This is a genomic window from Acinetobacter vivianii (assembly GCF_014635885.1).
Lineage (GTDB): Bacteria > Pseudomonadota > Gammaproteobacteria > Pseudomonadales > Moraxellaceae > Acinetobacter > Acinetobacter vivianii.
This window is the reverse complement of sequence record NZ_BMDR01000001.1, coordinates 671,151-696,853: the sequence shown is the minus strand read 5'-3', so window position 1 is coordinate 696,853 and position 25,703 is coordinate 671,151. Positions and strand designations below refer to the sequence as shown.

Sequence of the window (25,703 nt, the reverse complement as noted above, 5' to 3'; positions counted from 1 at the left end):
AACAGAGTGGGCTGTTTTATGCGAATTTTATTGGCTGAAGATGATGCCTCACAGGCGGAGAGTATCAAAGCCTGGCTGGAAATGGACGGTTATAGCGTTGACTGGGTGGAACGGGGGGATCATGCGATTCTGGCAGCCGAACAGCATCAATATGACTGTATCCTGCTGGATCGGGGCTTACCACAAGCTTCAGGCGATGAAATCCTTAAAACCATTCGCCGACAAAACACCAAAACTCCCGTTATTTTTATTACTGCCAAAGATCACATCCATGATCGGGTAGAAGGACTGGATCTGGGGGCCAATGATTATCTGGTCAAGCCATTTAATCTGGAGGAATTATCAGCTCGGGTTCGTTCTCAATTACGTCAACATCAGACTCAAGTGGGTCAATATCTTCATTTTGCCAATTTACAACTTGATCCTCAAGCCAAGACCTTGATTCAGGACGGTAAAGCCGTCAATCTCACCGCTAAAGAGTTCCAGATTCTATATAAGCTGATGCAGAAACCTGAGCATATTGTGACACGGGAGCAACTGGAAGAATCTCTCTATGCATGGGGCGATGAAATTGAAAGTAATGCCATCGAGGTGTTTATTTATCAGATTCGTAAAAAGATTGGTGGGCAATATATCAAGACCATTCGTGGTCTAGGCTATCGCATGCATCAAGGGGAATAGAATGAAAGTGGTGTCATTACAAACCAAGCTGGTTAAAACTTCTTTAGTAAGTTCAATGATTGCTGGATGTGTGGCATTACTTTTGTTCGCCGTGATTTCGGTATATCAAACCATGCAGGTACAAGATGAAATCATGGACGAGATTTCAGATATGTTGCTGATTACGGATTTAACCCAAACCTCTGGGCAACAAATCGATGAACTGAGTGATGAATTTGATATCCAATACCAGTTGAGCAATTCGCAGCAAGTTTTAACCCAGTCCTCGGATTTTCAGCTTGATTCACAGCATCACACCTTGATTGCAGCAACTCATGGCGACTATGGCATCATTTGGCAGCAAGGCCAGCTATGGCGGAGTTATGCGGGCGAAGATGAGCATGCACATATGCAAGTACTGATTTTACAGCCGCTCGGAGAACGTTTTAAAGACTTGCTGAATAGTTTCGCAGGCTATGCACTGATTTTAATGCTGGTGTGGCTGATGCAATGGATCATGCTACATTTCCTGATTAAACGACAATTTAAAGTGATTCATCAGTTATCTTCAGAAATATCAGAAAAAAATGCAGATGATTTGAGCCCGATACAAGCGGGAGATGTCGAACTCAAAGAATTGCAACCAATGTTGGGGCAGCTCAATCGACTGTTACAGCGTCTCAAACAATCCTTACTAGCAGAGCAGCGTTTTACTGCTGATGCATCGCATGAATTGCGTTCACCTTTATCAGCGATTCAATTGCGATTGCAGTTACTACAGCGTAAATATCCTGAACGGGCTGGTGATTTTGTTCAGATGCAGCAAGATGTGAACCGTGGAATTCAAACACTGGAAAATTTATTACTGTTGGCGCGTCTAGATCCTGAGCATGCAGAAAATCTACCCAAAACTTATTTTGATTTACAAGAGGTGGTGCAGGAAGCAACACAAGCATTGGCATTATTTGCTAAGGAAAAGCGTATTCAAATCCATGTAGACATCACAGAGCAATCAAATATGCTGCATGCCAATCAACAACTCATATTTACCTGCATCCGAAACATAATTGATAATGCGATCCGATATAGCATTGAGCAAGGACAGATTTATATCAGTTTGGAGCAGCAACAAGATGCTATAGCGCTGGTGATTGAAAATGAAGGACAAGGCGTGGACAACGACATACTAGAGCGATTGGGAGAGCGTTTTTATCGTGCCTTAGGAACTAAAACCCAAGGTTCGGGATTAGGCTTATCGATTTGTAAAAAAATTGTTGAACTGCATCAGGGCAAAATCAAGTTTTCTCAATCCAGCTATGGCGGACTCAAGGTGAGTATCCAGCTACCTGCATAAATTTTTCGAATGAGTAAAAATAAAAAAAAGCAGCATGCGCTGACATACTGCTTATTCCCACGTTTATTATTATGCGGTTGTTATTATATTACTTCGTTAAAATCAGACGATTATTACGCGTTAGACGTAAACGATATTCTTCGCCCGCATGCATAATGCGGATTTCGCGCCCCAAGGCAAAAAGGTTGTTTGAATGCAACATTGGCAATGATTGAGCTGCATCTGTACTACGAGTAAATAGGTTGAATGGTGCGTTCATTTGTTATGCTCCGTGGTGTGTTCTTTAATGTTTTAAATGATAATCATTATCGAATAGACCTGTCAACGGAAATTTTAAGAATTTACAAAATCAGTGATTAATTTTGTTTTTGGTCATGTGAATTCGTGTTTAAATTCCTTAGAATCGGGATAAAAGATGAGAGATTTTAGTCTGTTATGACCAAAGCTACTGTTGATGTTGCAATCGCAATTTTATTACACAAAACCAAAGTATTGGTCGGCTGGCGACAGGCCAACCAGCATCAGGGCAATAAACATGAGTTTCCAGGTGGAAAAGTTGAAGCAGGTGAAACACCAGAGCAGACTTGTCGCCGTGAGATTTATGAAGAAGTAGGGATTGGTATAAAAGACTGGCATGTTTTTGATGTGATCCGTCATGAATATGACGACATTATTGTGAATCTGCATTTATTCCATGCCTATGTGCCCGATGAATTGCTTGATCTGATTCATCAACCGTGGGGATGGTATAAACGTGAACAACTGGCAGATTTAAATTTTCCAAAGGCCAATGATGCCATTCTACAACGTTTGATCTGGCCTCATCTGATCAAGATTAATGAACAAATTGATGCTTTGCCGCAACAAGAGGCGCTCTTATATTGGCGTACTGATTGTGCTGATATTGGACAGATCCAGCAGCAGCTTTTAAGGTTGAGCGATGCGCAATTACAGAAATTGATGATCAATATCGATCTGTGGCAGGAACTGGATGCTGAATTACGCGATAAGATCTCAACCATCCACTTGAAGCAATCACAGTTGATGAATTTAAGTAAAGCTGGCTTGGTTATTGGGAAGCGCTTTGTCGCCGCTTGTCATGATGCTGTCTCTTTGCAACATGCCCATCATATTGGTTGTGATGCTGTTTTGTTAAGTCCAGTACAGGCGACAGAAACGCATCCTAATGCGAAAGAATTGGGCTGGGAAGGTTTTGAAGAACTCGCTCGAACAAGCGATATTCCTGTGTTTGCTTTAGGTGGTGTTGCACCTGCTGAATTAAAACAAGCCCAAAAACATCATGCTTATGGGCTTGCCGGGATTCGTCAGTTTAGTGCAATTGACTAGGATTAGAGTGCCTGAAGGGCTCTACGAGCTTCTTGGGCCTTCACCGAATGATTGCGGGCTTCACTGGCTTTAAGAATAATTAACCACAACTGCTTTTTCATGGCATTGCTTTGCGCGTAACTGAGGCCACGGCGTGCCAATGCTTCTGCATTGGCATATTCTTTACGTTGATCAGCAATCATTGCCAAATACAAATAAGTTTCGGTGGCTTGTGGTGCGATACGTTGCGCCTGAAGCGCATAACGTTCAGCTTCCGCAAGTTGCTGCTGTTTATAAGCGACCTGCGTTTTTTGCATCAAGGTTTTAAATGCAGGTAGCTGACTACCATCATTAAACTTCTGCTGAACCTTTTGTTGAGGCACAACCACAGGAACGCTTTGACGCTTAATCTCTTTTTGATCATAAGGTGTAATTTTCACCCCAGAAGAAGGTTGAGTCACTTTCTTCGGTGGGTGAGTTGGCGAAGTCTTGGTTGGCGCTTTTTCAGGTGCCGTCGTACAACCCGCCAGTATAAGCATTCCGATAATCGCTGCTGTTTTCTTCATCATGTCCAATCATCCTTTTGAGGCTTAGTTCTCACCGTTACCGTTATAGCTGCCGCTGGAAATAACGCGTGCAGGGCTACGATTGGATAAATCTGTATCCATCTGGTTTTCACTCTCACGAATATAGTTACCAATGCTATCTTCATGCTCATCATTCTGTGTGTCATCTGTTTGTGGAATATAGGTTGGTTCCACTTCATAATGAGATTGACCACATAAGGTTGCACGACGTGGCACGGTTTGACGGAGTAATGGAATATACATCGCACCATCACAGCCTTGTGCAGATAAATCACCACTCGCGCTATCAATCCATTGCCATTGCACATTATCGGTCTGGCGCAGATTAACAGGCTCTTGACGAAGCTGTTTCATCACATTGGTCCAGACAGGAAGTGCACCTGATGAACCTGTTAAACCTGTGACTTTATTGTCATCGAGACCTAACCACACCACTGCAACATGATTGCCTGAATAACCCGCGAACCATGAATCTCGGGTGTCGTTGGTGGTACCAGATTTACCCGCCAGATTTAATGATTCAGGTAAGCTGTTATAGGCAGAGCGACCTGTACCAGAACGCATTACTTGTTGTAAGCCAAAGTTCAGGATATAGGCTGCAGCAGGGTCAATGGTCTGTTGTACATTTAAGCCATAACGCTCCAGTAAATGTCCTTTGGCATCCACCACAGTACGGATAGAGCGAGGCGGATATTTAAAGCCACCTGTCGCAAAGTTGCTATAGATGCTTAATACTTCCATCGGTGACATATTTACTGCGCCCAGATAGATCGAAGGGTAGGCAGGAATATCTGATGTCACACCAAACTGTCTTAATTTATTGCTAAATGCAGATAAACCAAATTCATTTCCTAAACGGACAGTGGATAAGTTGTATGAGTTTGCCAAAGCTTGTTGCATTGGTATAACACCATGCTCACCACCGCTATAGTTTTTCGGTGTCCAGCTCTTATCACCATCAATTGGAATATTGACTGCGCTATCTTCAATCGGGCTTGCCCATGTGTATCGGCCTGACTCGATTGCGTTCAAGTAAATGATCGGTTTAAGCAAAGAACCCACTTGACGTTTTGCATCAAGCGCACGGTTAAAACCAGTAAAGTCCTGTGTTGAACCTACGGCTGCAACCAGTTCACCATTTTCAGGGTGGGCAACCAGCACAGCACCTTGCAGGTTTCTTAAACGGCCCGGGTTAGCATTGGCTAAACGGCTGACGGTACTCTTAAATGCATTCTGTACCTGAGTTTGTGCGATTGGATCAAGGGTTGTGAAAATTCTTAAACCTTGATTGGTAATATCACTTTCCTGATATTCCGTGCGTAATTGACGACGCACAATATCCAAGAAATCAGGGAATTTTGCAGGGCCTAAAGTTGGCTTGCTGACCACATTTAAAGGACGGGCAATTTCATCTTCATATTCTGCATCGGTCAAATAACCCATCACTTTCATGTTGTTTAGTACAACATCACGACGTTTCTTCGCCGATTCTGGATTACGCCATGGATTATAAAGAGAAGGGCCTTGAACTAGGCCAACCAGAAATGCCTGTTGTGAAATATTCAATTCACGCAATGGCAGACCGAAGTAAAACTGTGAAGCCAAGCCGTAACCATTAATAGAATAGCTACCATTTTGACCTAAATTCACTTCATTTAAGTAAGCTTCCAGAATCTCATCTTTGCTGTAATGTAATTCAATCAATAGCGCCATAAGTGCTTCATTGACTTTACGTTTCAGCGTTTTTTCAGGTGAAAGATAGAAGTTCTTGACCAACTGCTGCGTTAAGGTTGAACCACCTTGACGACGGCCACCTGTCACATTACTCACGACAGCACGGGCAGTACCACGAATCGAAAGACCATGATGATGATAGAAGTTACGATCTTCCGTCGAGATCAGAGCTTCGATCAGGGTTTTTGGTACTTTATTCAATTTAATGAGAACGCGGTCTTCATTATGTTGCGGATAAATACCACCAATCAATAAAGGTTCTAAACGTGCAATCCCTGTATTTGAGGGTTTGGTTGAGCGAACCTCACTCACTTCACCATTGGCAAAAGCCAGTTCCAGTACTTGTTCAGGCTCAGTACTATCACCATAGTCAAAACCACGGGTGTGTACATACATCTGATTGCCTTGAACCACATAGCTACCAGACTTATCGTAGTTAGCCGTATTCTTATACCCAAGTAATTTTAACTCTTGCGTAAAATTATCCTGAGTAATCGGTGCATTGGCATAGATTTCCAATGGGCGTGCAAACACCTTGGCAGGGATGTCCCAACGCTGACCTTCAAACTTGTCACGAATAATATTATCCAGTCGGATCAGATAGATACTAAAGGCAACAAAGACACCTATCACTAACATTGAGAAAATGAGTGCTAGAAAACCAATACCACGTTCAAACTTCATAGATTTGCGTTAAAACCAAAACAATGACGGTAATGATGCGATAGCTTATTGTCATTTTGCAATCATAAAACTGTGAATAAATAGCAACATGCAATAAAAAGATTAAGAATGTGTTGACATTAAAGGTATAAAAAAACAACGGATAGACATTTTTATACTTTTTAATCAATCATCAACGCAACATTGGTTGTTAATGATATGATAGTCAGTAATCGCGACGGAGCTGAATTATTCGTGCAAATTTCACATAAATCTTTTCGAAATATTGGTCTCATTGGACGACCAGACAAGTATTCTGTAGTAGAAACGTTATGTTTAATTCATGATCATTTGATCAATTTAGGTTTAAACCCCGTTTTTGATCAGGAAACAGCGAAACTTGTCCCCTATAGTCATGGGCAGACCGTGAGCCGTAACTTGCTGGGTGAAGTCGTAGATTTAGTGATTGTGGTGGGCGGTGATGGTTCACTATTACACGCAGCGCGAGCTTTGGTTAGACATAATACGCCAGTGCTCGGTATTAACCGTGGTCGACTCGGCTTTTTAACTGACATCAAGCCAGCTGAAGCTATTTTTAAGCTGGATCAGGTATTACAAGGTCAGTTTCAGTTAGATCGCCGTTTCTTACTGGAAATGGAAGTCCGTACCAATGGTGAAACCATTTATGATGCGATTGCATTGAACGATGTGGTGTTGCACTCAGGAAAATCGGTGCATATGATCGATTTTGAACTGAATATTGATGGGCAATATGTCTATCGTCAGCATAGTGACGGTTTGATTGTTTCTACACCAACGGGTTCAACTGCTTATGCGCTGTCAGGCGGCGGGCCGATCTTGCATCCAAGTATGGATGCGATTGCACTGGTTCCGATGCATCCGCATACCTTGTCATCACGTCCTATCGTGGTGGGTGGGCAAAGCGAAATCAAGATTACCATTCGTGAAAATCGTGTTTTGCCTATGGTTAGTGCTGACGGACAACATAGTGTTGCATTAAATGTCGGCGACACGGTGCATATCCGCAAACATCCGTTTAAACTAAGCTTATTACATCCACCAGGTTATGACTTCTATATGGCATGTCGTACCAAGTTAGGGTGGAATCAAGATTTTGAATCTTTTCAACAGGATGACTCATGAATATTGAACAAATGCTCGCTATTTTAAATCCTGAAATTGTTGAGCGTCTTCGTACAGCTGTTGAAATTGGCAAATGGCCAAATGGTGTTGTATTGACCAAAGAGCAGCGTGAAATCTGTATGCAAGCAGTTTACGCATGGGAAATGGAAAATTTACCAAAAGAACAGCGCAGTGGTTATATCGACCGTGGTACTAAAGAAGAAGGTGAGGAATGTGATGATGATCATCACAAAAATGAACCTGAATTTAAGCCAATTCGGTTTGTTTAAATTTAAAAAAGCTCAGTGATCACTGGGCTTTTTTTATTTTCATTAAAAATGTCATCATAAATTTTATGAAACTTCAGAAATCTGTTTGCACGCTATTATGTTTGACCATGTTTAGTGGAATTACATTTGCAAAACAGTCGATCGAATGTTTACTCAAAGTGAAAGTTGTCGCCAGCCAAAAATATGCTTTGCCTCAAACAGAGTATACACCCTTAAAGAATGATGGTTATCCCATATTGCTGATTGGGATTAAAGTTCTGGATGCCCAAACAATGCGAAGCTCTCAAAAGAGTAAAGCCCATTACTCATATTGTAATAAGCTGATTGGTCAGCAGCGAGATGCTTATCTAGCTGGTGCCTACGATTCAAACAAAATCACATTTAAAATTGGCGATCAACTCATCTTGAGAAATATTCACTCTTCAGGTCAGGAGTATCCATTTTGGCCAGATTTTTATTATGTTGAAGATTAAGACCAAGATTATGCAATATAACCTTGGTCATTAATTCTAGATCAGAAACGACTTTCCCAAAGCTCTTTTGCTTTTGTCATTGCATCATCATAGCTACTAACCACACCCATGATATATAAAGCGATTCCCATCGTTTCGATCACTGCCATTTCGCCATATTCATGCTTTTGCTCACCGAGCCAAACTTCTTTAAATACTGCAAGATCAAGCTCTTCTTCAATCGGGCTACGGTCAGGAGTGAGTTTTGGCAACTCATGTTCGTATAACTCACCATTTTTAATCCCACAGATTAAAGTTTTGGCATCAGGATTACGTTCAAACTCGCCGCCTTCACCCTTAATCACCGCACTATTTTGATATCCCAAACGGAAAGCAGTTTGCTGGTGTGACGTTCGATAAGCAGGATGAAAAATAGCTTGTAAGGTGGCTTTGGCATTAAATGGATTAATCAGTCGCGCCAGAGTGTGAATCGGAGAGCGTAATCCCATCACATTTCGCAGTGAAATAAGTTCGCTTAAAATCGGTGAAATTGCTTCTAGTGGAAGGTAGGAAAAGTTGTGCTGTTGAAGTTGCTCACGGGCATCCTGTTCATTCTGACAAATAGAATAGCCTAAGTATTGCAAAACCTGTTCAGTATAAACACGGTTAATCGTGTGACCAGACGCACCGTGCATCACAATCTTGTAACCATGATGTGCTAAAGTCAGTGCAGCCAATAAAAACCACGGATAGTGTTTACGTTTACCTGCATAAGAAGACCAGTCTAGATCCACCTCCAGCGGCTGAAAGTTAAGCTGGTCACGCGTAGCTTGGACAAAACCTGCCAGTTCATCGACAGATTCTTCTTTAACGCGGAGTAGCATTAAAAATGCGCCAAGCTGCACATCCAGTACTTCATCTTTCAAGATCATGCTAAAGGCTTGATAAGCCTCTTCGTAACTGAGTGAACGTGAACCTGTTTTGCCTTTCCCTAAAATACGAACATATTGAGCAAATGGATGTTCTGCAGTTTTATAGATATTTCGTTTTGTGTTCATGGTCGTATTTGAGGTTGTCACTAAGAATGAAATCAATATGACATAAAATAGAGACTTGTAGCATAAAAAAAGTAATAGGCTGTTTAATCAATAAACAGTTGTGGTTTGGGAAGTCATCGTGCAAACAAAATTATTGACCCAATCAGTCTAGTGATTTGATGTAAACGGGACATGACATCTGATCTAAAAGTTATTAGCATGACTTCGTACAAATTTTTAAGAACAAAGAAAGCGAAAGGAAATAAAGATGTTAGCTTATGATGCAGATTTGGAACTCTTCCGTGATAATTTTAAACGCTTTATGAGCGAGCAGATTGCACCGCACTATGATCAATGGGAGCGTGAAGGCATTATGCCGCGTTCAGTGTGGTCTGCATTGGGTGAAAATGGATTCTTGTGTGTGGATGTACCAGAAGAATACGGTGGTTATGGTGTGCCAACACATTATTCACTCATGTTAGTGGAAGAATCTGCTCGTGCAGGTTACTGTGCATTATCAACTGCAATTTCATGTCATTCTGAAATCGCTGCACCATATATTCAGCACATTGCAACAGAAGAACAAAAACAGTACTGGTTACCTAAAATGGTGTCGGGTGAAGTCGTCGGTGCGATTGGTATGACTGAACCAGGTGCAGGCTCAGACTTACAGGCAATGCGTACCAGTGCAATTTTGCAAGATGACCACTATGTATTAAATGGTTCGAAAACCTTTATTTCAAATGGTCAGCATGCTGATCTGGTTGTGCTTGCAGTGAAAACTGATCCACAAGCGCGTGCTAAAGGTGTGTCATTGATGTTAGTCGATACGCATTTGGATGGCTTTAAAAAGGGCACCAACCTCGACAAAATCGGATTACATTCACAAGATACTTCAGAGCTATTCTTTGATAATGTCAAAGTGCCGAAAGATCAATTGCTAGGTCAAGCAGGGCAAGGTTTTGCTTACTTGATGCAGGAGTTGCCACGTGAACGTACTGCGATTGCTGCAACAGCTTTAGGTGCAATTCGTGGAGCAATTGATTTAGCAACGGCTTATGTCAAAGAGCGTCAGGCATTTGGTCAGGCAATTTCACAATTCCAGAATACTCGTTTCGTCTTGGCACAAGCGAAGATTGATGAGTTGGCAACTGCTGCTTTCTATAACCAAAACGTTGAGCTATATAACGAAGGTAAACTGGACGTAGAAACTGCTGCAGCCTTGAAGAGCTTCAGTACTGATATGCAAATGAAAGTTGCAGATAACTTGCTTCAGTTATTTGGTGGTTATGGTTATATGACTGAATACCCAATTTCACGTTTCTTCGTTGATGCGCGTATCCAACGTATTTATGGTGGAACGAACGAAATTATGAAAGAAATCGTGGCGCGTGGAATTATTGGTAAAGCTTAATTCATACGCTTCAAAGAATAGCCTGCCCAATAGCAGGCTATTTTGTTTCATGTAGGAGGAGATTAAGGCTTTGGTTCATCAAATAAGGCCGCACAACGTTCAGTTTGACATCCTGCAAGTAGAATGGCTTTAGGTAAGCTGGCATACATATTAGTCAGGTGTTGTTCAGCGGGATGCTGAAAATGCCAAAAAGAAAATTGTTTTGAGTGTTGGTCTTTAAAATTTTGATAAAAATCATTTTGCTTTTTTAAAGCATCTGGATCTGCCGCAGGGCCTTTGCCTAATTCTTGTGTACCCACTGTGGTCATGAGCATCACGTTTTGAGTTGTGTTGGCTTGATTCTTTAACCATTCAGCCTGTCTATTTAATAAGGCGTAGTTGTCAAACCAGAGTGAAGGGCTTGCTGCAATATAGCGCTGAAATGTTTGTGGCTTGGAAAAGAAGGTATGTAATGCAAACAAGCCGCCAAAGGAGTGCCCGAATAAACTTTGTTGTTGTGCATTGACTTTAATTCGTGAGTTGATTGCTGGTTTCAGTTCTTTATCCAAAAACTGGATGAACTGGTCTGCACCACCATATTGATATTTTGCCTGCGCTTGAAACTCAGCAGACGTTTTAGGGGTATAGTCTAAAGCACGTTTTTGCACATCAAAGGTGTTCTGGTCAGGATAGCCCACTGCAACAATCACCACAGGGCTAAGCCCCAAACGATTTGCACCTGCACCAACTGATTTCGCAATATTAGCAGCACTTTCAAAAGCAGCATTGCCATCTAGAACATACAGCACAGGAAAGCCTTCTACAGGTGCTGCACGATCAGGAATAGAAATCTGAATCAGGTAGTCCTGAGCAGTATATTTCGATTTCAGGATAAAACTTTGTCTGGTCTGGGTATTTGCTTGCACTTCATGTGTTGAACTGGAACTTACTGTAGAAGGCTGCGCAATCACGGATTGGGTCGCGATCATAAGAGAAAAAGTTAAAATACCAAGACGTTTCAACATCACTTTATTTACACTCGTCAAAATTTTGACAAGAAATATATAATGAAAATCATTATCAATAAAGTTTAATGGGAAAAAGAGTTAAAACTCAGCGTGTTTAATGCATAAAAGTATTGTTATACTCTAGCTCGGATAATCGATTCATAGATAGATTGTAATCCATTCTTATAGATGATTTTGCTGAGGCTGCATTCAATGGTAAACGATGGACAAAACACATCGAATTCACTTAATTTAGAACAAATTCGTAACGATATTGATAGTGTTGATCAACAAATCCAAGAGTTACTCAACCGCCGTGCGACACTGGCAGAAGCGGTAGCTAAAGCGAAATTTGCATCCGAAGAAAATCCATTGTTTTATCGCCCTGAACGTGAGGCGCAAGTGCTCCGTAAAGTTATGGAGCGTAATCAAGGGCCTTTGTCTGATGCAACCATGGCACGCTTATTCCGTGAAATCATGTCGGCATGTCTGGCGCTTGAAGCTCCACAAAGCATTGCATTCTTAGGACCAGAAGGGACATATACGCACTCTGCTGTGTTAAAGCATTTTGGTAAAGATGCGGTTGTGCGTCCATTACCAACCATTGATGAAGTTTTCCGTGAAGTTGAAGCGGGCAGCGCACATTATGGTGTTGTTCCTGTAGAGAACTCATCTGAAGGGATTGTGAATCATACGCTGGATTGCTTTAAAGCATCGACAGTGAATGTGATTGGTGAGGTTGAGCTTCGTATCCATCACCAATTCCTTGTCTCAGAAAATACCCGTAAAGACAGCATCAAGCAGATTTATGCGCATCAGCAAACCTTGGCGCAATGCCGTAAATGGCTAGATGCACATTATCCAGGCGTTGAGCGTGTTGCATTGAACTCAAATGCAGAAGCGGCTCGCCGTATTCGTAACGAATGGCATTCTGCTGCGATTGCATCTGATATTGCGGCAAGCATGTACAATCTTGAGATTTTACATAGCAATATTGAAGATAACCCAGAAAATACCACACGTTTCCTTGTGATTGGGCGTGAGAAGATTCCTCAAAGCGGTAATGACAAGACCTCGTTATTAATCTCTGCACATGATCGTGCTGGTGCTTTATTGGAAATTCTTGCACCGTTTGCCAAGCATCAAATCAGCTTGACCAGCATTGAAACACGTCCAGCTTTACCTGAAAAATGGGCTTATGTGTTCTTTATCGATTTAGAAGGACATATCGGTCAGGAAAATGTTGCGGCGGCATTGGAAGAAATTCGTCCAATGGTAAAAGAGTTACGTGTACTCGGATCTTATCCAATCGCTGTTTTATAATCCCGTTTTATCGAATGGATAGATGACTTCGGTATCTATCCATATCAATGTCGTCTCATTAGGCAAATATGTTTTATGTCTCAACCATTATTTAAAAAAGTTGCATTTATCGGACTTGGACTGATTGGGTCTAGTCTTGCCCGTGTGATTGTGGCAGAACAACTTGCATCTCAAATTGTGGCTTCAACACGCTCAAAAAAAACATTAGAAGATGCCAAGACACTCGGTCTTATTCAACACGGTTATGCAACGCCTGAAGAAGCAGTTCAGGATGCAGATTTAATTGTTTTAGCATTACCCGTTCGTGCGACACAAAAAGTGCTTGAACAGATCAAACCCTATCTTGCCGAAAATGCCATTATTACCGATGTAGGTAGTACCAAAGGTAATGTGGTTGAAGCGGCAAAAGCAGTATTTGGTGAAAATTTACCTGTTGGTTTCGTGCCGGGGCACCCCATTGCAGGTGCGGAACATACTGGGGTGCATGCGGGTAAAGTGGATCTATTCGTCAATCACAAAGTGATTCTAACGCCACTGCCGACCAGCGCGGAGTGGGCGGTTGAAAAGCTGATTCAGCTTTGGTCTGCGGCAAAAGCAGAAGTGATTTGCATGGATGTTGCTAAACATGATGAAGTGTTGGCACATACCAGTCATTTACCGCATTTGATGGCATTTAATCTGGTTGAGCAACTGGCAAATCGTGAAGATAATCTAGATATTTTCCGCTATGCTGCGGGTGGTTTTAGAGACTTCTCTCGAATTGCAGCCAGCGATCCACAGATGTGGCATGATATTTTCTTTGCCAACAAAACCGCAATTTTGAATGCTGTTGATGGTTTCGAACAGCAATTATCCGTTTTAAAGAAATTGATTGAACAGGAAGATTCGCATGCGTTGATGGGGCTATTGGGCCACGCGCAAGCGGCACGCCAACATTTTAATCATATGTTAGCCAAAAAACCTTTGATGGAGAAAAACAAGGTGACACAGCAATTTAGCATTTTACCGGGAAAGAAAACATTTACAGGTAAATTCACCGTACCGGGTGACAAATCTGTGTCACATCGCTCAATTATGTTTGGTGCGATTGCAGAAGGCACAACTCATGTGACAGGCTTTTTGGAAGGTGAAGATGCACTTGCAACTTTACAGGCATTCCGTGATATGGGCGTGAGCATCGAAGGACCAAAGAATGGTGAAGTGACCATTCATGGCGTGGGCATGCAAGGCTTAAAAGCACCTGCAAGCGCATTGTATATGGGCAACTCAGGCACCAGTATGCGCTTGTTATCAGGCATGCTGTCTGCGCAAAAATTTGACTCTGTAATGACTGGCGACGCGTCATTGTCTAAACGTCCAATGGAACGTATTGCTAAGCCACTTCGCGAAATGGGTGCACTTATCCAGACCACAGGCGAGAAAGGTACACCACCTGTGAGTATTACAGGTAGTCAGATGCTTAAAGGAATCCAATACGATTTACCAATGGCGTCTGCTCAGGTGAAATCAGGTATTTTATTGGCTGGTTTATGGGCTGAAGGTGAAACGTCGGTGACTGAACCAGAACCGACGCGTGATCATACTGAGCGTATGTTGCGTGCCTTTGGTTATGATGTAAAAACTGAAGGCAATAAAATCTCGCTTGTCGGTGGTGGCAAGTTAGTCGGTACAGATATTCAGGTGCCTTCTGATATTTCATCTGCTGCATTCTTTATGGTGGGTGCTGCGATTACTGAAGGTGCCGATGTGGTATTGGAAGCGGTCGGTATTAACCCAACTCGTACAGGCGTGATCGAAATCCTCAAGCAAATGGGTGCTGATCTGACAGTTGAAAATGAACGTATTGCAGGTGGCGAGCCGATTGCAGATATTCATATCAAAGGTTCAAGAACATTGAAAGGCATTCACATGCCAGAAGATCAAGTGCCTTTAGCCATTGATGAATTCCCAGCATTGTTCATTGCTGCTGCATGTGCAGAAGGTCAAACTGTATTGACAGGTGCTGCTGAGCTTCGTGTTAAAGAATCTGACCGTATCCAAGTGATGGCAGATGGTTTGAAAATCATGGGTATCGACTGTACACCAACGGAAGATGGCATCATCATTGAAGGCAAAGGTAAATCTGGCGACTGGTCAGCGATCTTTACGGGTGGTGAAATTGAATCACATCATGACCATCGTATTGCCATGAGCTTTAGTATGGCTGGTTTACGTACCTCAGGTGAAATCACGATTCATGGTACAGAAACGGTTGCGACAAGTTTCCCAACCTTTACCGAGCTTGCAAGTTCAGCTGGATTGGATTTAAGTGTTGTAAATCCGTAATCTGATTTGAATCAAGCAGCATTCAGCTCTAGAAGGTTGAGTGCTGTTTTTTTATGTACTTATCTCTAAAAAGAATTTGTTAAAACCATCCATTTAACGCTTAAATACTAAAAATGATGACTTCTCTGATGTACATATCTAATCGGGTCGAAATTTATCAATTTAACAATAGAACTAAGACAATCAGCTAATCGTTTAGAGACGATTGTATATATAATAATTCAGAGTATAGGCGTTGGATTTAGGTTGTGATGCAGCGCTAAAATATAATAAAAGAGGGAATAGCATGAAAACGTTGCAATTTATAGCAGATTGCCCAAAACATGGAGTGGTCGATCATCCACCGAATGAGTGCTATATCACACAAGAATATGTGGCTGCACTGCTGTTTAAACAATTAGAACAATATGGTTTTGATGCCCAGCATATTCGTCATGAGCATGAGAAAATAGAAGTGCGCATCGACAATCATCAATTGCCGCTTTCGATCTTATGTTCGCAACAAGACACAGAAGGACATATTTTGTGTGAGATTTCAGCCAATCCACAACGTGAACAAGCGTGGTTTGAAAAGATCGAGACGCAAAGTATTATTCGCCAACTCGCTCAGGCCGTGGAAAATAGCTTAAAAGCGGAACATAGTTTTTCTCAGTTTGTATGGAAAAGCTAAGTCTTTTTTACGAATAGAATCTTAAATGAAGTGCATTAACATCATGACCGTTTCGGTGTATGGTGTATATTGATTTAAACGCTTTATTTGAGAGTATAGGTGCATGATACAGGTCGATTTTTCTAAATTATCACCCCAAGTGGTTTGGCAACATTTTGAGACCTTATGTACGATTCCTCGGCCTTCCAAGCATGAACAACAATTAAGACAACATTTAAAAGATTGGGCGGAACAGCGTAAGCTCCAAACTTATGTCGATGACATTGGTAATCTGATTATTCGCAAAGCGGCAACTGCGGGTAAAGAACAGGTGGCTGGTGTGATTTTGCAGGGGCACTTGGATATGGTGACTCAGGCAAACCGCGGAACCCAACATGACTTTTTTAAAGATTCCATTCGACCTGTATTAAAAGATGGCTGGCTGATTGCTGAAAATACCACTTTAGGTGCAGATAATGGGATTGGCGTTGCATTGGCATTGGCGGTATTAGAATCAAATGATATTGCACATGGGCCGATTGAAGTCCTATTGACCATTGATGAAGAAGCGGGAATGAGTGGTGCGCGCTTACTCGAATCTGGCGTTTTAACTGGACAATGGCTTTTTAATATTGATACCGAAGAATGGGGCGAGCTGTATCTTGGCTGCGCAGGTAGTATTGACTTAGAAGTGGGGCAGCCACTTGAATATGAAACAGCACCAAATGATTTAATCTTTGTAGATTTACTGGTATCAGGACTAAAAGGTGGACATTCTGGGGTTGATATTCATTTAGGTCGAGGGAATGCCAATGTCATTCTAGCCAATTTCCTCAATGATTATTTGACACAATCCAATGGTCGATTGGTTGAATTTGTCGGTGGAACAGCACGTAACGCCATCCCGCGTGAAGCCGTTGCAACTATTGCAATTCAGGCAGAACAACTGACTGATTTGAAAAATGCTGTGGCAGCGACACAAGCTGAATGGCAACAAAAACTACAGGGTATTGATGATCAGTTGCAAATCACGGCACAGCAAAATACTACTCAGATAAATGAAGTGATTGCGTTACATCAACAACAAGCGTGGTTGCAGGCATTAGCAACTTGCCCTTATGGCATTGCTCAATGGAGTAGCGCTTTACCTGATGTGGTTGAAACCTCAAATAATATCGGTGTGGTCAAACTCACTAAAGATGAAGCAAAAACCTTGATTATGGTTCGTTCGATGGTGAATCAGCAGGCGTTAGCCTTTGCTCAGAACATTCAACAGCACTTTGCCAATTTCCAGATCCAATCTGAATTAACGCCGTTAGTATCAGGTTGGACACCGAATCCAGAATCAGCGGCATTAAAGTGCTTGCAACAAGCGTATCAATCCGCATTTAAAATTGAGCCAAATTTGAAGGTGATTCATGCAGGTTTGGAGTGTGGCATTATTGCAGAACATTATCCTGATTTGCAGATGGTGTCTTTTGGCCCAGATATTCAGGGGGCGCATGCACCGGGAGAGCGAGTTAAAGTGGATACGGTAGAGAAATGCTGGAAGTTGTTGGTGACTGCTTTGGAAAGCGTACGTTAATTTAATGTTGTAATCAGATCAGACCAATGATCCTGTCTTGGTCTGATCAATAAGTTATAATTGATATGAAGTAAAAGGTCGTTTAATAAAGCCTATTTCTTACCTTATAAGTAAAGTTATCAACTAAAATGATTACTTTATATTGTCTGATATAGAAACAATAGCATTGGATTCAATTGTAAATCGTTTATTTTTATGTTTGAGTAGTGTTTCCGCCCCGACTCTAGATAATATTTCTACATTTTCAACAATGCAGTAATCATTATTTTCTACTGGTATAATTCCATTTAGTTTTATAAGTTTGCAGCTGTTTTTTTCTAAGATAATTTGTTTGGGAGTTATATTTCCTAACTGGTAAGTCTTCATTAAGCTAAGTGGTATATTTTTAAAACTATCTGATATTAAAAATAGGTAAAAAAGAAAGAATAAAGAGAGAGCGGCTGGGACCAAGTGCTTATACTTGACCGGGGGTGTATTTATTGATTGTATGCTAATGTAATTTATAAAAATTAATATAATTGAGAAAGCAAAGGAGAAAAATAGTTTAAAGCCTTCATTCAGCCCATTTGTTTTAAAAATTATTGTAAATATAAAAAATATAGGTAAAATTATTATTAGTGAAAAGGTCAGTGTTAGGAAAAAAAGAACTATTCCTCTAAGTATGTTTGAGATTGTTTTTTTATTATTATAGTTTTTTTCTATAAGGTTGATGCAGTAAAAGAGTGATAAAATATTTAAAAGGAAAAATAATATATTTTCATTAAATAATATTGCTGTAAATCCAGTGATAAAAATTATTTGTGGTATCAGAAAGTAACATGTGAAGGCTCTTAAGTTAATAGGTGTGTTTTGATATGGTATTAATATTAAATTTTTATTTATATATTCATTTTTTAAAATAAACTCATTCCAAATAAAAGATGGTAGTATTTGGATTATTGTGAGTGTTAAAGCTGTAATTAAGCCCCCTAGAGAAAAGGTAATCAATAAGGCTAAATAAGATTGTATGTCAAATATAGGTAGATAATTTATCATCCAGTAGTAGGAGAAAAAAATTAAACCTCCTATAGCTAGGAAAATTGACCAAGTAGCAGTTATTAGGTTGGTTGAAACATATGATTTAAATATTTTTAACATTTTAGGCCTGTTGTGTTGAGGTTGAAATTATTTTTGGGTTAATTCACTATGGTTCTAATATATATGTTATAAAGGTGGAAAATATATAATTAATTTAAATTTTTTAAAATAAAGTTTTAACTGCTAAATAATGTTTTATTTTTCTGTTTTAATGTGGGTGATTTAAGTATAAGGTAACTCTAAGCCGTTAGTTTTTTTAAATAAGTAAAAATGCCAAGTCAATGGCTCATGCCGGACGTCAACTGGTTGCAACGTAATAGCACCAATGACAGTGACCGAGTCAAAAAGTATTTGGCTCGGTTTGGTTTGAATTGGAGTGACTTCCAGTAATCATTCTCCTAGACGATCTTTCTTATTCTGAGATGGGCTAGATAGAAACTCTAAATTCCAGAGTTTTTCGGCATATCGACCCAGCCACCAGAAAGATGCTGCCAATATAATAAAGAAAATGGCTTTATGCATACCATTCCAGAAGAACTCAAAGTACTTGGTATATAGGTTGATAAATAAGAAGGTGATACCAAAACCACGTGAGGTGGCATCGTCATGTTTCAAACCATAGACAATTGCAATGATGGCAATAAATGCGAATAAAACACCCCAATGCAACAGCTCATATTGTTTAACGTTATACCAGCTAGTTAAGTCACCATAGTTGCCAAAGATTGACAGAAGCCACAAGGCAATAAATAGATAAAGCAATCCCATGACATAAGTTGAGTGTGCAAAGTCTTTAAAATGTGCATAACGTTTAAAGAGAAGACTTAATCCAATCAGTGCGCCACCAAAGAATACAAAGCGTAAAGGGAAGTTCATCCCTAGATAATACGCACCCCAACCAGACATATAACCTGTTTCAGTTCCAAACCATGAACCCAATGAGAGTAATGAAAATACCCAAATCAGTTTGGATGGGAACCAGAAGGCAAGAGCAGCATAAATGAGGGTTGAGAGCAGGAATAACAAAGAGAAATGTCCGCTGCCTGTATCAATCGCTTGTCCGAAATAAGCCACAGATGCTGCTGTAGAGAGCAAACCAGCAAAAATAATGGCTTCATTGCTAAATTGATGCAGTGGTTTGGTTTTACGTCGACGATATGCAAAGCCATAAAAGGCCGCAGCAACTCCTGCAAAAATCAGACAAGGAATGATTTTGGAATCAATAAATATTTTTTCAATCAGTTCCATCAAGAACTGATCCGCTGTAATTGCGACAATGGCAATCACGGCACAAATCATCGAAATCCAGAATGAGTATTTTGCCAAGCGTTCCCAGTCAAAAGGACGAATCGAAAAACTATGCTTTAACTCATTGGCAACATCAGGCGTAATGGTGCCTTGTTGTTGCCATTGTTCAATAGTTTGCTTTAAAAAAAGTCCTTGTTTTTTATTTAATTTCATTAAAGAACCCGAATGTCTGTACATCTATACTGATATAACAGACATTGGATTGAAAAGACGTATAGTTTTCTTAGTAATTTGTTGTTAATTCTACAGTTTTAAAAAGCGAGCAATCACTTGTCTGAGCTGTTTTAAGTAACCTGTAAAGAAATGATTGGCACCTGGCAAAATCGTGATTGGATGTTTTTGCGGTTTTGCCCATGCAATCATATCTGATAGCAAGGTAATGTCATCTTGCTCGCCATGAACAAATAAGATATCGCCGTCAATTGCAGGGGTTTTATAGTGGCGTAAATCGACTACCGAACCGGTTGGTAATCCACAGAGGACCAATTGTTTTGGACGTAATTCATCACTGAGTTGTGCTTGGCATTTTGCCAAAACATGTGAACCAAAGCTAAAACCACCTGCATAGAAGGTCAAACCTGCATGCTTCTCGCGGGCATATTCAATCACAGCCATAATGTCATCAGTCTCGCCATGCCCTTGGTCATGTGTGCCTTCGCTGCCTGCCAGACCGCGGAAACTTGGACGATAAACTACACAGCCCATTTCATTAAAAATCTGAGCCAGTAGTACAGGAACTTTATGATTTGGTGTCCCGCCTTGCAAAGGATGTGGATGGCAGACAACAGCAAAACCTGTGACTTCACCTTGAGGTTGATCGACAAACATTTCAATTTGACCAACAGGACCTTGGATGAATAATTGCTCAGACATAAGATACGCAATGGATAATGGAAGAATCCACTATTTTACCGATAATGAAGAATGAAAACATCGTATTTCTTTAAACTTCGTGCATAAATGAAGTATCGTATTTTATCTAAATCTTGCTGTAATAATTTGAGAATCTAAAGGTTTGTTAAAAATCATAATATTTTTTCATTATGTTCTATTAGGGTACCATGCATAAAACTGAGCTAGGGCAGTTAAGATTTAAACTAGACTGCCCAATCAAAGAGACTTTAAAAGCCTATTCTCATTATTTAAATAGGATTTCTAGTTACCTCACCATTGACCAGCCTTAAAATCTGCAAGGGGTTGCTATCTTTTAAAGCTTCTGGCAACAAATTTTGCGGATAGTTTTGATAACAAACTGGGCGCAAATAACGGTCAATTGCCAAAGTTCCAACTGAGGTACCTCGGGCATCTGACGTTGCAGGGTATGGCCCGCCGTGTACCATGGCATCACACACTTCCACACCCGTTGGATAACCGTTTAACAGCAAACGACCTGCTTTCTCTTCTAACACTGGAACCGCATCTGCAAATTCAGTTAAATCTGCTTCGTCGGCGATTAAAGTTGCAGTCAGCTGACCATTCATGCTTTGTAGCGCGTGCAGAAGTTGGGCTTTATCTTCAACTTCAATGACGATTGTTGTTGGCCCAAAGATTTCTTCTTGTAGAAGCTGATCACCTGCCAGTAATAGTCTAATATCAGCTTTAAATAGCTGTGGCAGAGCCTGATTGCCTTGTTGGGTTTGACCTGCTAAATGTTCAATACCTTGGTGCTCGGTTAAGTGCTCAAGACCTGCTATATAGCTTTTTAAGGTTCCGGCATTCAACATAGTCTGTGCAGGTTTGCCACCTATAATTTCGGTTAAGTTACTAATGAGTTGGCTAAATTCAGCTGATTTTATCCCTAAAATTAATCCCGGATTGGTACAGAACTGACCACAGCCTAAAACAACTGAGTCGGCCAAGTCCTGTGCAATTTTTTCACCACGGTTTTTCAAGGCTTCTGGTAACATCAGCATCGGGTTAATACTGCTCATTTCAGCAAAGACAGGAATCGGCTGTGGACGGGCTGCTGCCATGTCACATAAAGCACGACCACCACGAAGTGAACCTGTAAATCCAACCGCTTGAATTAAAGGATGCTTTACCAGTGGTTCACCCACACCATTACCATAGATCATGTTAAATACACCTTTAGGCATATTAGATTTTTCTATGGCACGTTCGACTGCCTGAGCCACAAAGTCCGCTGTAGTCATATGTCCACTATGCGCTTTTACTACTACAGAACAGCCTGCGGCTAAAGCAGAAGCAGTGTCGCCACCTGCGGTTGAAAAGGCTAAAGGAAAGTTACTTGCGCCAAAGACCGCCACAGGGCCAACACCAATTTTAATCTGACGTAAATCTGGACGAGGTAAAGGCTGACGCTCAGGCAAAGCAGTATCGATACGGGCACCTAAAAAGTCACCACGGCGTAATACTTTAGCAAACAGGCGCATTTGCCCACTGGTACGGCCCCGTTCACCTTGCAAACGCGCAAGCGGCAAAGCCGTTTCTTGCGAGACAATCTCTAAAAAATTTGTACCTAAAGCATCGAGTTCATCGGCAATGTTCTCTAAAAAGGCAGCACGCTGTTCAGCTGATGTATGACGGTAAGTCTTAAAAGCTTGACTGGCTGCTTCACAGGCCTGATTAATTTCCTGTTCGGTTGCATGGTGAAATTCATAGGGTAGAGCTTCGCCAGTTGTTGCATCCACACTTTTTAATAAGGTTGTACTTTGTGCACTACGTGAACCGCCAATAAAGTTGTGTCCGATAATGGTCATAATAAAATCCTGAAATTAATGAGAATGCCGTGGAAGGTTATTTTGATTGACAACACGCATGTATAACGTTGCAGGCTCTAAACAGCCACCCGTTGATAATTGGCCAACCATGTTGCGATACATTTCTTGCCAAGGCGTTTGAGATGTAGAGACTGTTGGTTTCCATTCCTCGCGGCGTTTGTCTAGCTCTTCGTCTGAAATGAGGACATTTACGGAGCGTTTATTAAGATCAATGCGCAAACGATCATTGGTTTTTAATAAAGCAATGCCACCGCCTACTGCGGCTTCTGGTGACATATTTAAAATAGAAGGGCTAGCAGATGTACCACTTTGACGGCCATCACCTAGACAAGGCAAAGAGTCAATTCCTTTTTTAATTAACTCCGCTGGAGGAGCCATATTTACAACTTCTGCACTGCCCGGATAGCCAACTGTTCCAGCACCTCGAATGACTAAAATACAATGTTCATCAATGTCTAAGGCTGGATCATTAATTCGTGCGTGGTAGTCCTCTGGCCCTTCAAAAACGATTGCCCGTGCTTCAAAGCTATTTTCCCCATTCGGGTCAGATAAATAGGTTTTCTTAAATGCTTCACCCACAACAGACATTTTCATAATAGCGCTGTCAAAGAAATTGCCGCTCAACACAATAAAACCAGCGCCATGCTTTAATGGTTGTTCATATGGAAAAATGACATCTGCATTGGAGGTTTTTGCATTTTTAGCAATTTCCCCAATTGTTTTACCGCTGACTGATGCACAGTCTTCATGTAAAACATCCGCTTTTTGTAATTCATGTAATACAGCAGGGACACCGCCAGCACGGTGAAAACCTTCACCCAAATATTTACCAGCAGGCATGCAGTTCACAATGAGTGGAATGTTTTCTCCAACGCGTTGCCAGTCTTCTAAACTCAGCTCAATCCCCATATGACGAGCAATTGCAATGAGGTGAGGAGGGCAGTTACTTGATGCGCCTAATGCTGAGGCTACTGCAATGGCATTTTCAAATGATTGTTTGTTCATGATTTTAGATGGGCGTAAATCTTCTAAAACCATTTCACATATTCTCTTACCTGTCATATAGGCCATTTGCCCGCGTTCGCGATACGGTGCTGGAATGCTTGCACATGAAGGTAAAGACATACCTAAAGCTTCTGCTAATGCATTCATAGAAAGTGCAGTGCCCATGGTGTTGCAGTGCCCGACCGAAGGTGAAGCGGACGTCGTCATTTCCATGAAGCCTTCATAATCAATTTCGCCTGTGGCAAGTAAATTTCTTGCATGCCAAAGCACTGTGCCTGAGCCAATTAACTCACCCTTAAAGTGACCATCTAGCATTGGCCCACCAGATAAAACAATGGCTGGTAAATCTGTTGTTGCTGCCGCCATTAAACAGGCAGGAGTAGTTTTATCGCAGCCCGTTGTTAGCACTACACCATCAAGTGGATAGCCATGTAATATTTCAACTAAACCTAAGTAAGCTAAATTTCTATCGAGTGCAGCTGTAGGGCGACGGGTTTGCTCTGCAATTGGGTGAACAGGAAATTCCATTGGAATACCACCAGCATCTCGAATGCCTGCTTTAACCCGTTCAGCAAGTTCTTTGTGGTGACGGTTACATGGAGTCAAATCACTACCAGTTTGCGCAATCCCAATAATAGGACGGCCCGACTGTAGCTCAGCACGGGTTAACCCATAATTCATGTAACGCTCGACATAGAGTGCTGTCATGTCAGCATGCGTAGGATCATCAAACCATTCCTGGCTACGTAAAAAAATCCGTTTATCTTGATCATTCATTCTTAGATCCGTCCACTCATATTTTTTGAGATTTAATTTTTTTCACATGATGAATTACAATTCAATCGAACGATAATACGTGAAATTTATAGTAATTCGCGTTGTTTTAAATTATGTATCAAAGCATTTATTCCAAAATTCCATGGCGTTGCTTTGTCGCTGGTCATAACCGTGTTGTATAAAGTACCAAGTTTAGGCGAATGAATACGAACGACATCTCCAATTTTATGGGTAAAGCCTGCTCCAGCTTGCTCACGGTCTTGAGTAGGTGCAAATAAAGTTCCCAAAAACAAAACGAAACCATCTGGATATTGATGATTTTCATTCAGTGTTTGTTGAATTAAATCTTCTGGATCACGGCTAATTTGAGACATAGAGCTAATGCCATTTAACACAAAGTTATCGGCACCTTGAATTTGCAGTTCAACATCACAAGCACGGATATCATTTAAAGTAAAAGTACGGTCAAAAAGACGAATAAACGGACCGATTGCACAAGATGCATTGTTATCTTTGGCTTTACTCAACAGGAGGGCACTACGACCTTCAAAGTCCCGTAAATTCACATCATTACCTAAAGTCGCGCCTAAAATTTTACCGTGGCTATTTGCAACCAATACAACTTCTGGTTCTGGATTATTCCACTCAGACTTCGGGTGAATACCAATATTTTGACCCGTTCCAATGGCTGCTAAGACAGGTGCTTTGGTAAAAATTTCAGCATCAGTACCAATACCCACCTCAAGATATTGAGACCACATTTTTTGTTTAATTAAATACTCTTTGAGTTGCAGTGCTTTTTCAGAACCAGGTTCGATTGTCTTTAAATTATCGCCGATTACCCCTTGTACCACTTCACGGATCGATTGAGCTTTTTGTGCATCGCCACCTGCTTGTTCTTCAATCACACGCTCTAACATGCTTGCGGCAAAAGTAACACCAGCCGCCTTAATTACTTGTAAATCAATTGGGGCTAAAAAATATGCCTTGTTTGTATCTGGTTCAGCAACTGTATTGGCAAATAACGCATCAATTGATCCAACTAACTTTCCTTCAATATCAGATAAAGCTTTTAAAGGATCTGAACTTTCAAGCAACTGGGAAATCGTATGGAACTTTTCAGAAATATCAAAAACCTGATCGCCCTTTAAAAGAATCGGAGATGGACCGGAAATTTGATTTGGAATCCACGCGCGACCAATTAAACATCCTTGAGTAGCATCGTCTGGTAATGAGTTCTGGGAATTTAACGTAAAGTTCATTTAAA

The 25,703-nt window shown here is 41.0% G+C and carries 22 protein-coding genes and 1 pseudogene; 12 read left to right on the top strand and 11 right to left on the bottom strand.

Features of this window, described 5'->3' with window-relative positions:
- Positions 1-18 precede the first annotated feature (18 nt).
- Positions 19-681, top strand: a complete 663-nt coding sequence (locus IEV36_RS03340) for a response regulator transcription factor (RefSeq protein ID WP_005257989.1) — start codon at positions 19-21, stop codon at positions 679-681.
- 1 nt (position 682) lies between these two features.
- Positions 683-2,014 (top strand): sensor histidine kinase, encoded by a 1,332-nt coding sequence (locus IEV36_RS03335; RefSeq protein WP_005257987.1) that lies wholly within the window; start codon positions 683-685, stop codon positions 2,012-2,014.
- An 88-nt stretch (positions 2,015-2,102) separates the two neighbouring features.
- Here the strand turns inward: IEV36_RS03335 and hemP are convergent, their stop codons facing one another.
- On the bottom strand, positions 2,103-2,273 hold the full coding sequence (gene hemP, locus IEV36_RS03330; RefSeq protein ID WP_004661888.1) for a hemin uptake protein HemP: 171 nt from the start codon (positions 2,271-2,273) through the stop codon (positions 2,103-2,105).
- Positions 2,274-2,449: 176 nt separating this feature from the next.
- On the opposite strand from hemP, the gene IEV36_RS03325 reads away from it, so the two are divergent.
- Positions 2,450-3,361, top strand: a complete 912-nt coding sequence (locus tag IEV36_RS03325; protein ID WP_005257985.1) for an NUDIX domain-containing protein — start codon at positions 2,450-2,452, stop codon at positions 3,359-3,361.
- 2 nt (positions 3,362-3,363) lie between these two features.
- Here IEV36_RS03325 and IEV36_RS03320 read toward each other — a convergent pair whose 3' ends face one another.
- Both IEV36_RS03320 and mrcB read right to left on the bottom strand, forming a co-directional pair.
- Complete coding sequence (locus IEV36_RS03320; RefSeq protein WP_004772576.1) at positions 3,364-3,909, bottom strand: hypothetical protein; 546 nt, start codon at positions 3,907-3,909, stop codon at positions 3,364-3,366.
- A 21-nt stretch (positions 3,910-3,930) separates the two neighbouring features.
- The gene (gene mrcB / locus IEV36_RS03315; protein ID WP_005257983.1) at positions 3,931-6,345 is read right to left on the bottom strand and encodes a penicillin-binding protein 1B; all 2,415 of its coding nucleotides are present in this window, start codon (positions 6,343-6,345) and stop codon (positions 3,931-3,933) included.
- Positions 6,346-6,579: 234 nt separating this feature from the next.
- Here mrcB and IEV36_RS03310 point away from each other — a divergent pair, with 234 nt between their 5' ends.
- The 3 genes from IEV36_RS03310 (at position 6,580) to IEV36_RS03300 (ending at position 8,230) form a co-directional block, all read left to right on the top strand.
- Positions 6,580-7,488, top strand: a complete 909-nt coding sequence (locus IEV36_RS03310) for an NAD(+) kinase (protein WP_032810682.1) — start codon at positions 6,580-6,582, stop codon at positions 7,486-7,488.
- Entirely contained in the window at positions 7,485-7,757 is a 273-nt protein-coding gene (locus IEV36_RS03305) for a YeaC family protein (RefSeq protein WP_004772572.1), read from the top strand. The genes IEV36_RS03310 and IEV36_RS03305 overlap by 4 nt, the downstream gene beginning before the upstream one ends.
- A 65-nt stretch (positions 7,758-7,822) precedes the next feature.
- Positions 7,823-8,230, top strand: a complete 408-nt coding sequence (locus IEV36_RS03300; protein ID WP_005257981.1) for a hypothetical protein — start codon at positions 7,823-7,825, stop codon at positions 8,228-8,230.
- A 41-nt stretch (positions 8,231-8,271) separates the two neighbouring features.
- On the opposite strand, the gene IEV36_RS03295 is transcribed toward IEV36_RS03300, so the two are convergent.
- On the bottom strand, positions 8,272-9,267 hold the full coding sequence (locus IEV36_RS03295; RefSeq protein ID WP_005257976.1) for a glycosyl transferase family protein: 996 nt from the start codon (positions 9,265-9,267) through the stop codon (positions 8,272-8,274).
- 247 nt (positions 9,268-9,514) lie between these two features.
- Here IEV36_RS03295 and IEV36_RS03290 point away from each other — a divergent pair, with 247 nt between their 5' ends.
- Entirely contained in the window at positions 9,515-10,660 is a 1,146-nt protein-coding gene (locus tag IEV36_RS03290) for an acyl-CoA dehydrogenase family protein (RefSeq protein ID WP_004772567.1), read from the top strand.
- A 62-nt stretch (positions 10,661-10,722) separates the two neighbouring features.
- Here the strand turns inward: IEV36_RS03290 and IEV36_RS03285 are convergent, their stop codons facing one another.
- Positions 10,723-11,664 carry an alpha/beta hydrolase gene (locus IEV36_RS03285; protein WP_005257974.1) on the bottom strand — a complete coding sequence of 314 codons (942 nt, stop codon included), beginning with the start codon at positions 11,662-11,664 and terminating at the stop codon, positions 10,723-10,725.
- Between the two features lie 195 nt (positions 11,665-11,859).
- Here IEV36_RS03285 and pheA point away from each other — a divergent pair, with 195 nt between their 5' ends.
- The 4 genes from pheA (at position 11,860) to IEV36_RS03265 (ending at position 17,528) form a co-directional block, all read left to right on the top strand.
- Complete coding sequence (gene pheA / locus IEV36_RS03280; RefSeq protein ID WP_004772565.1) at positions 11,860-12,969, top strand: prephenate dehydratase; 1,110 nt, start codon at positions 11,860-11,862, stop codon at positions 12,967-12,969.
- Between the two features lie 75 nt (positions 12,970-13,044).
- On the top strand, positions 13,045-15,294 hold the full coding sequence (locus tag IEV36_RS03275) for a bifunctional prephenate dehydrogenase/3-phosphoshikimate 1-carboxyvinyltransferase (protein ID WP_005257964.1): 2,250 nt from the start codon (positions 13,045-13,047) through the stop codon (positions 15,292-15,294).
- Positions 15,295-15,580: 286 nt separating this feature from the next.
- Positions 15,581-15,964: a hypothetical protein gene (locus IEV36_RS03270; RefSeq protein WP_004772562.1), complete on the top strand. Its 384-nt coding sequence runs from the start codon at positions 15,581-15,583 to the stop codon at positions 15,962-15,964.
- Between the two features lie 103 nt (positions 15,965-16,067).
- Positions 16,068-17,528 carry an aminoacyl-histidine dipeptidase gene (locus tag IEV36_RS03265; protein WP_005257962.1) on the top strand — a complete coding sequence of 487 codons (1,461 nt, stop codon included), beginning with the start codon at positions 16,068-16,070 and terminating at the stop codon, positions 17,526-17,528.
- A 132-nt stretch (positions 17,529-17,660) separates the two neighbouring features.
- Here the strand turns inward: IEV36_RS03265 and IEV36_RS03260 are convergent, their stop codons facing one another.
- Complete coding sequence (locus tag IEV36_RS03260) at positions 17,661-18,665, bottom strand: hypothetical protein (RefSeq protein ID WP_005257961.1); 1,005 nt, start codon at positions 18,663-18,665, stop codon at positions 17,661-17,663.
- 200 nt (positions 18,666-18,865) lie between these two features.
- Between IEV36_RS03260 and IEV36_RS18990 the strand changes: the two are divergent.
- Positions 18,866-18,995: pseudogene (locus IEV36_RS18990) on the top strand (hypothetical protein); the annotation flags it as partial.
- On the opposite strand, the gene IEV36_RS03255 reads toward IEV36_RS18990, so the two are convergent.
- The 5 genes from IEV36_RS03255 to IEV36_RS03235 form a co-directional block, all read right to left on the bottom strand.
- Positions 18,996-20,066, bottom strand: a complete 1,071-nt coding sequence (locus tag IEV36_RS03255; protein ID WP_005257959.1) for a DUF2157 domain-containing protein — start codon at positions 20,064-20,066, stop codon at positions 18,996-18,998.
- Between the two features lie 90 nt (positions 20,067-20,156).
- Entirely contained in the window at positions 20,157-20,786 is a 630-nt protein-coding gene (locus tag IEV36_RS03250) for an alpha/beta hydrolase (RefSeq protein WP_005257957.1), read from the bottom strand.
- A gap of 269 nt (positions 20,787-21,055) precedes the next feature.
- Entirely contained in the window at positions 21,056-22,633 is a 1,578-nt protein-coding gene (locus IEV36_RS03245; protein WP_005257954.1) for an aldehyde dehydrogenase (NADP(+)), read from the bottom strand.
- 15 nt (positions 22,634-22,648) lie between these two features.
- Entirely contained in the window at positions 22,649-24,436 is a 1,788-nt protein-coding gene (locus tag IEV36_RS03240) for an IlvD/Edd family dehydratase (protein WP_005257952.1), read from the bottom strand.
- 86 nt (positions 24,437-24,522) lie between these two features.
- Entirely contained in the window at positions 24,523-25,698 is a 1,176-nt protein-coding gene (locus tag IEV36_RS03235) for a fumarylacetoacetate hydrolase family protein (RefSeq protein WP_005257949.1), read from the bottom strand.
- Between the last annotated feature and the right edge of the window lie 5 nt (positions 25,699-25,703).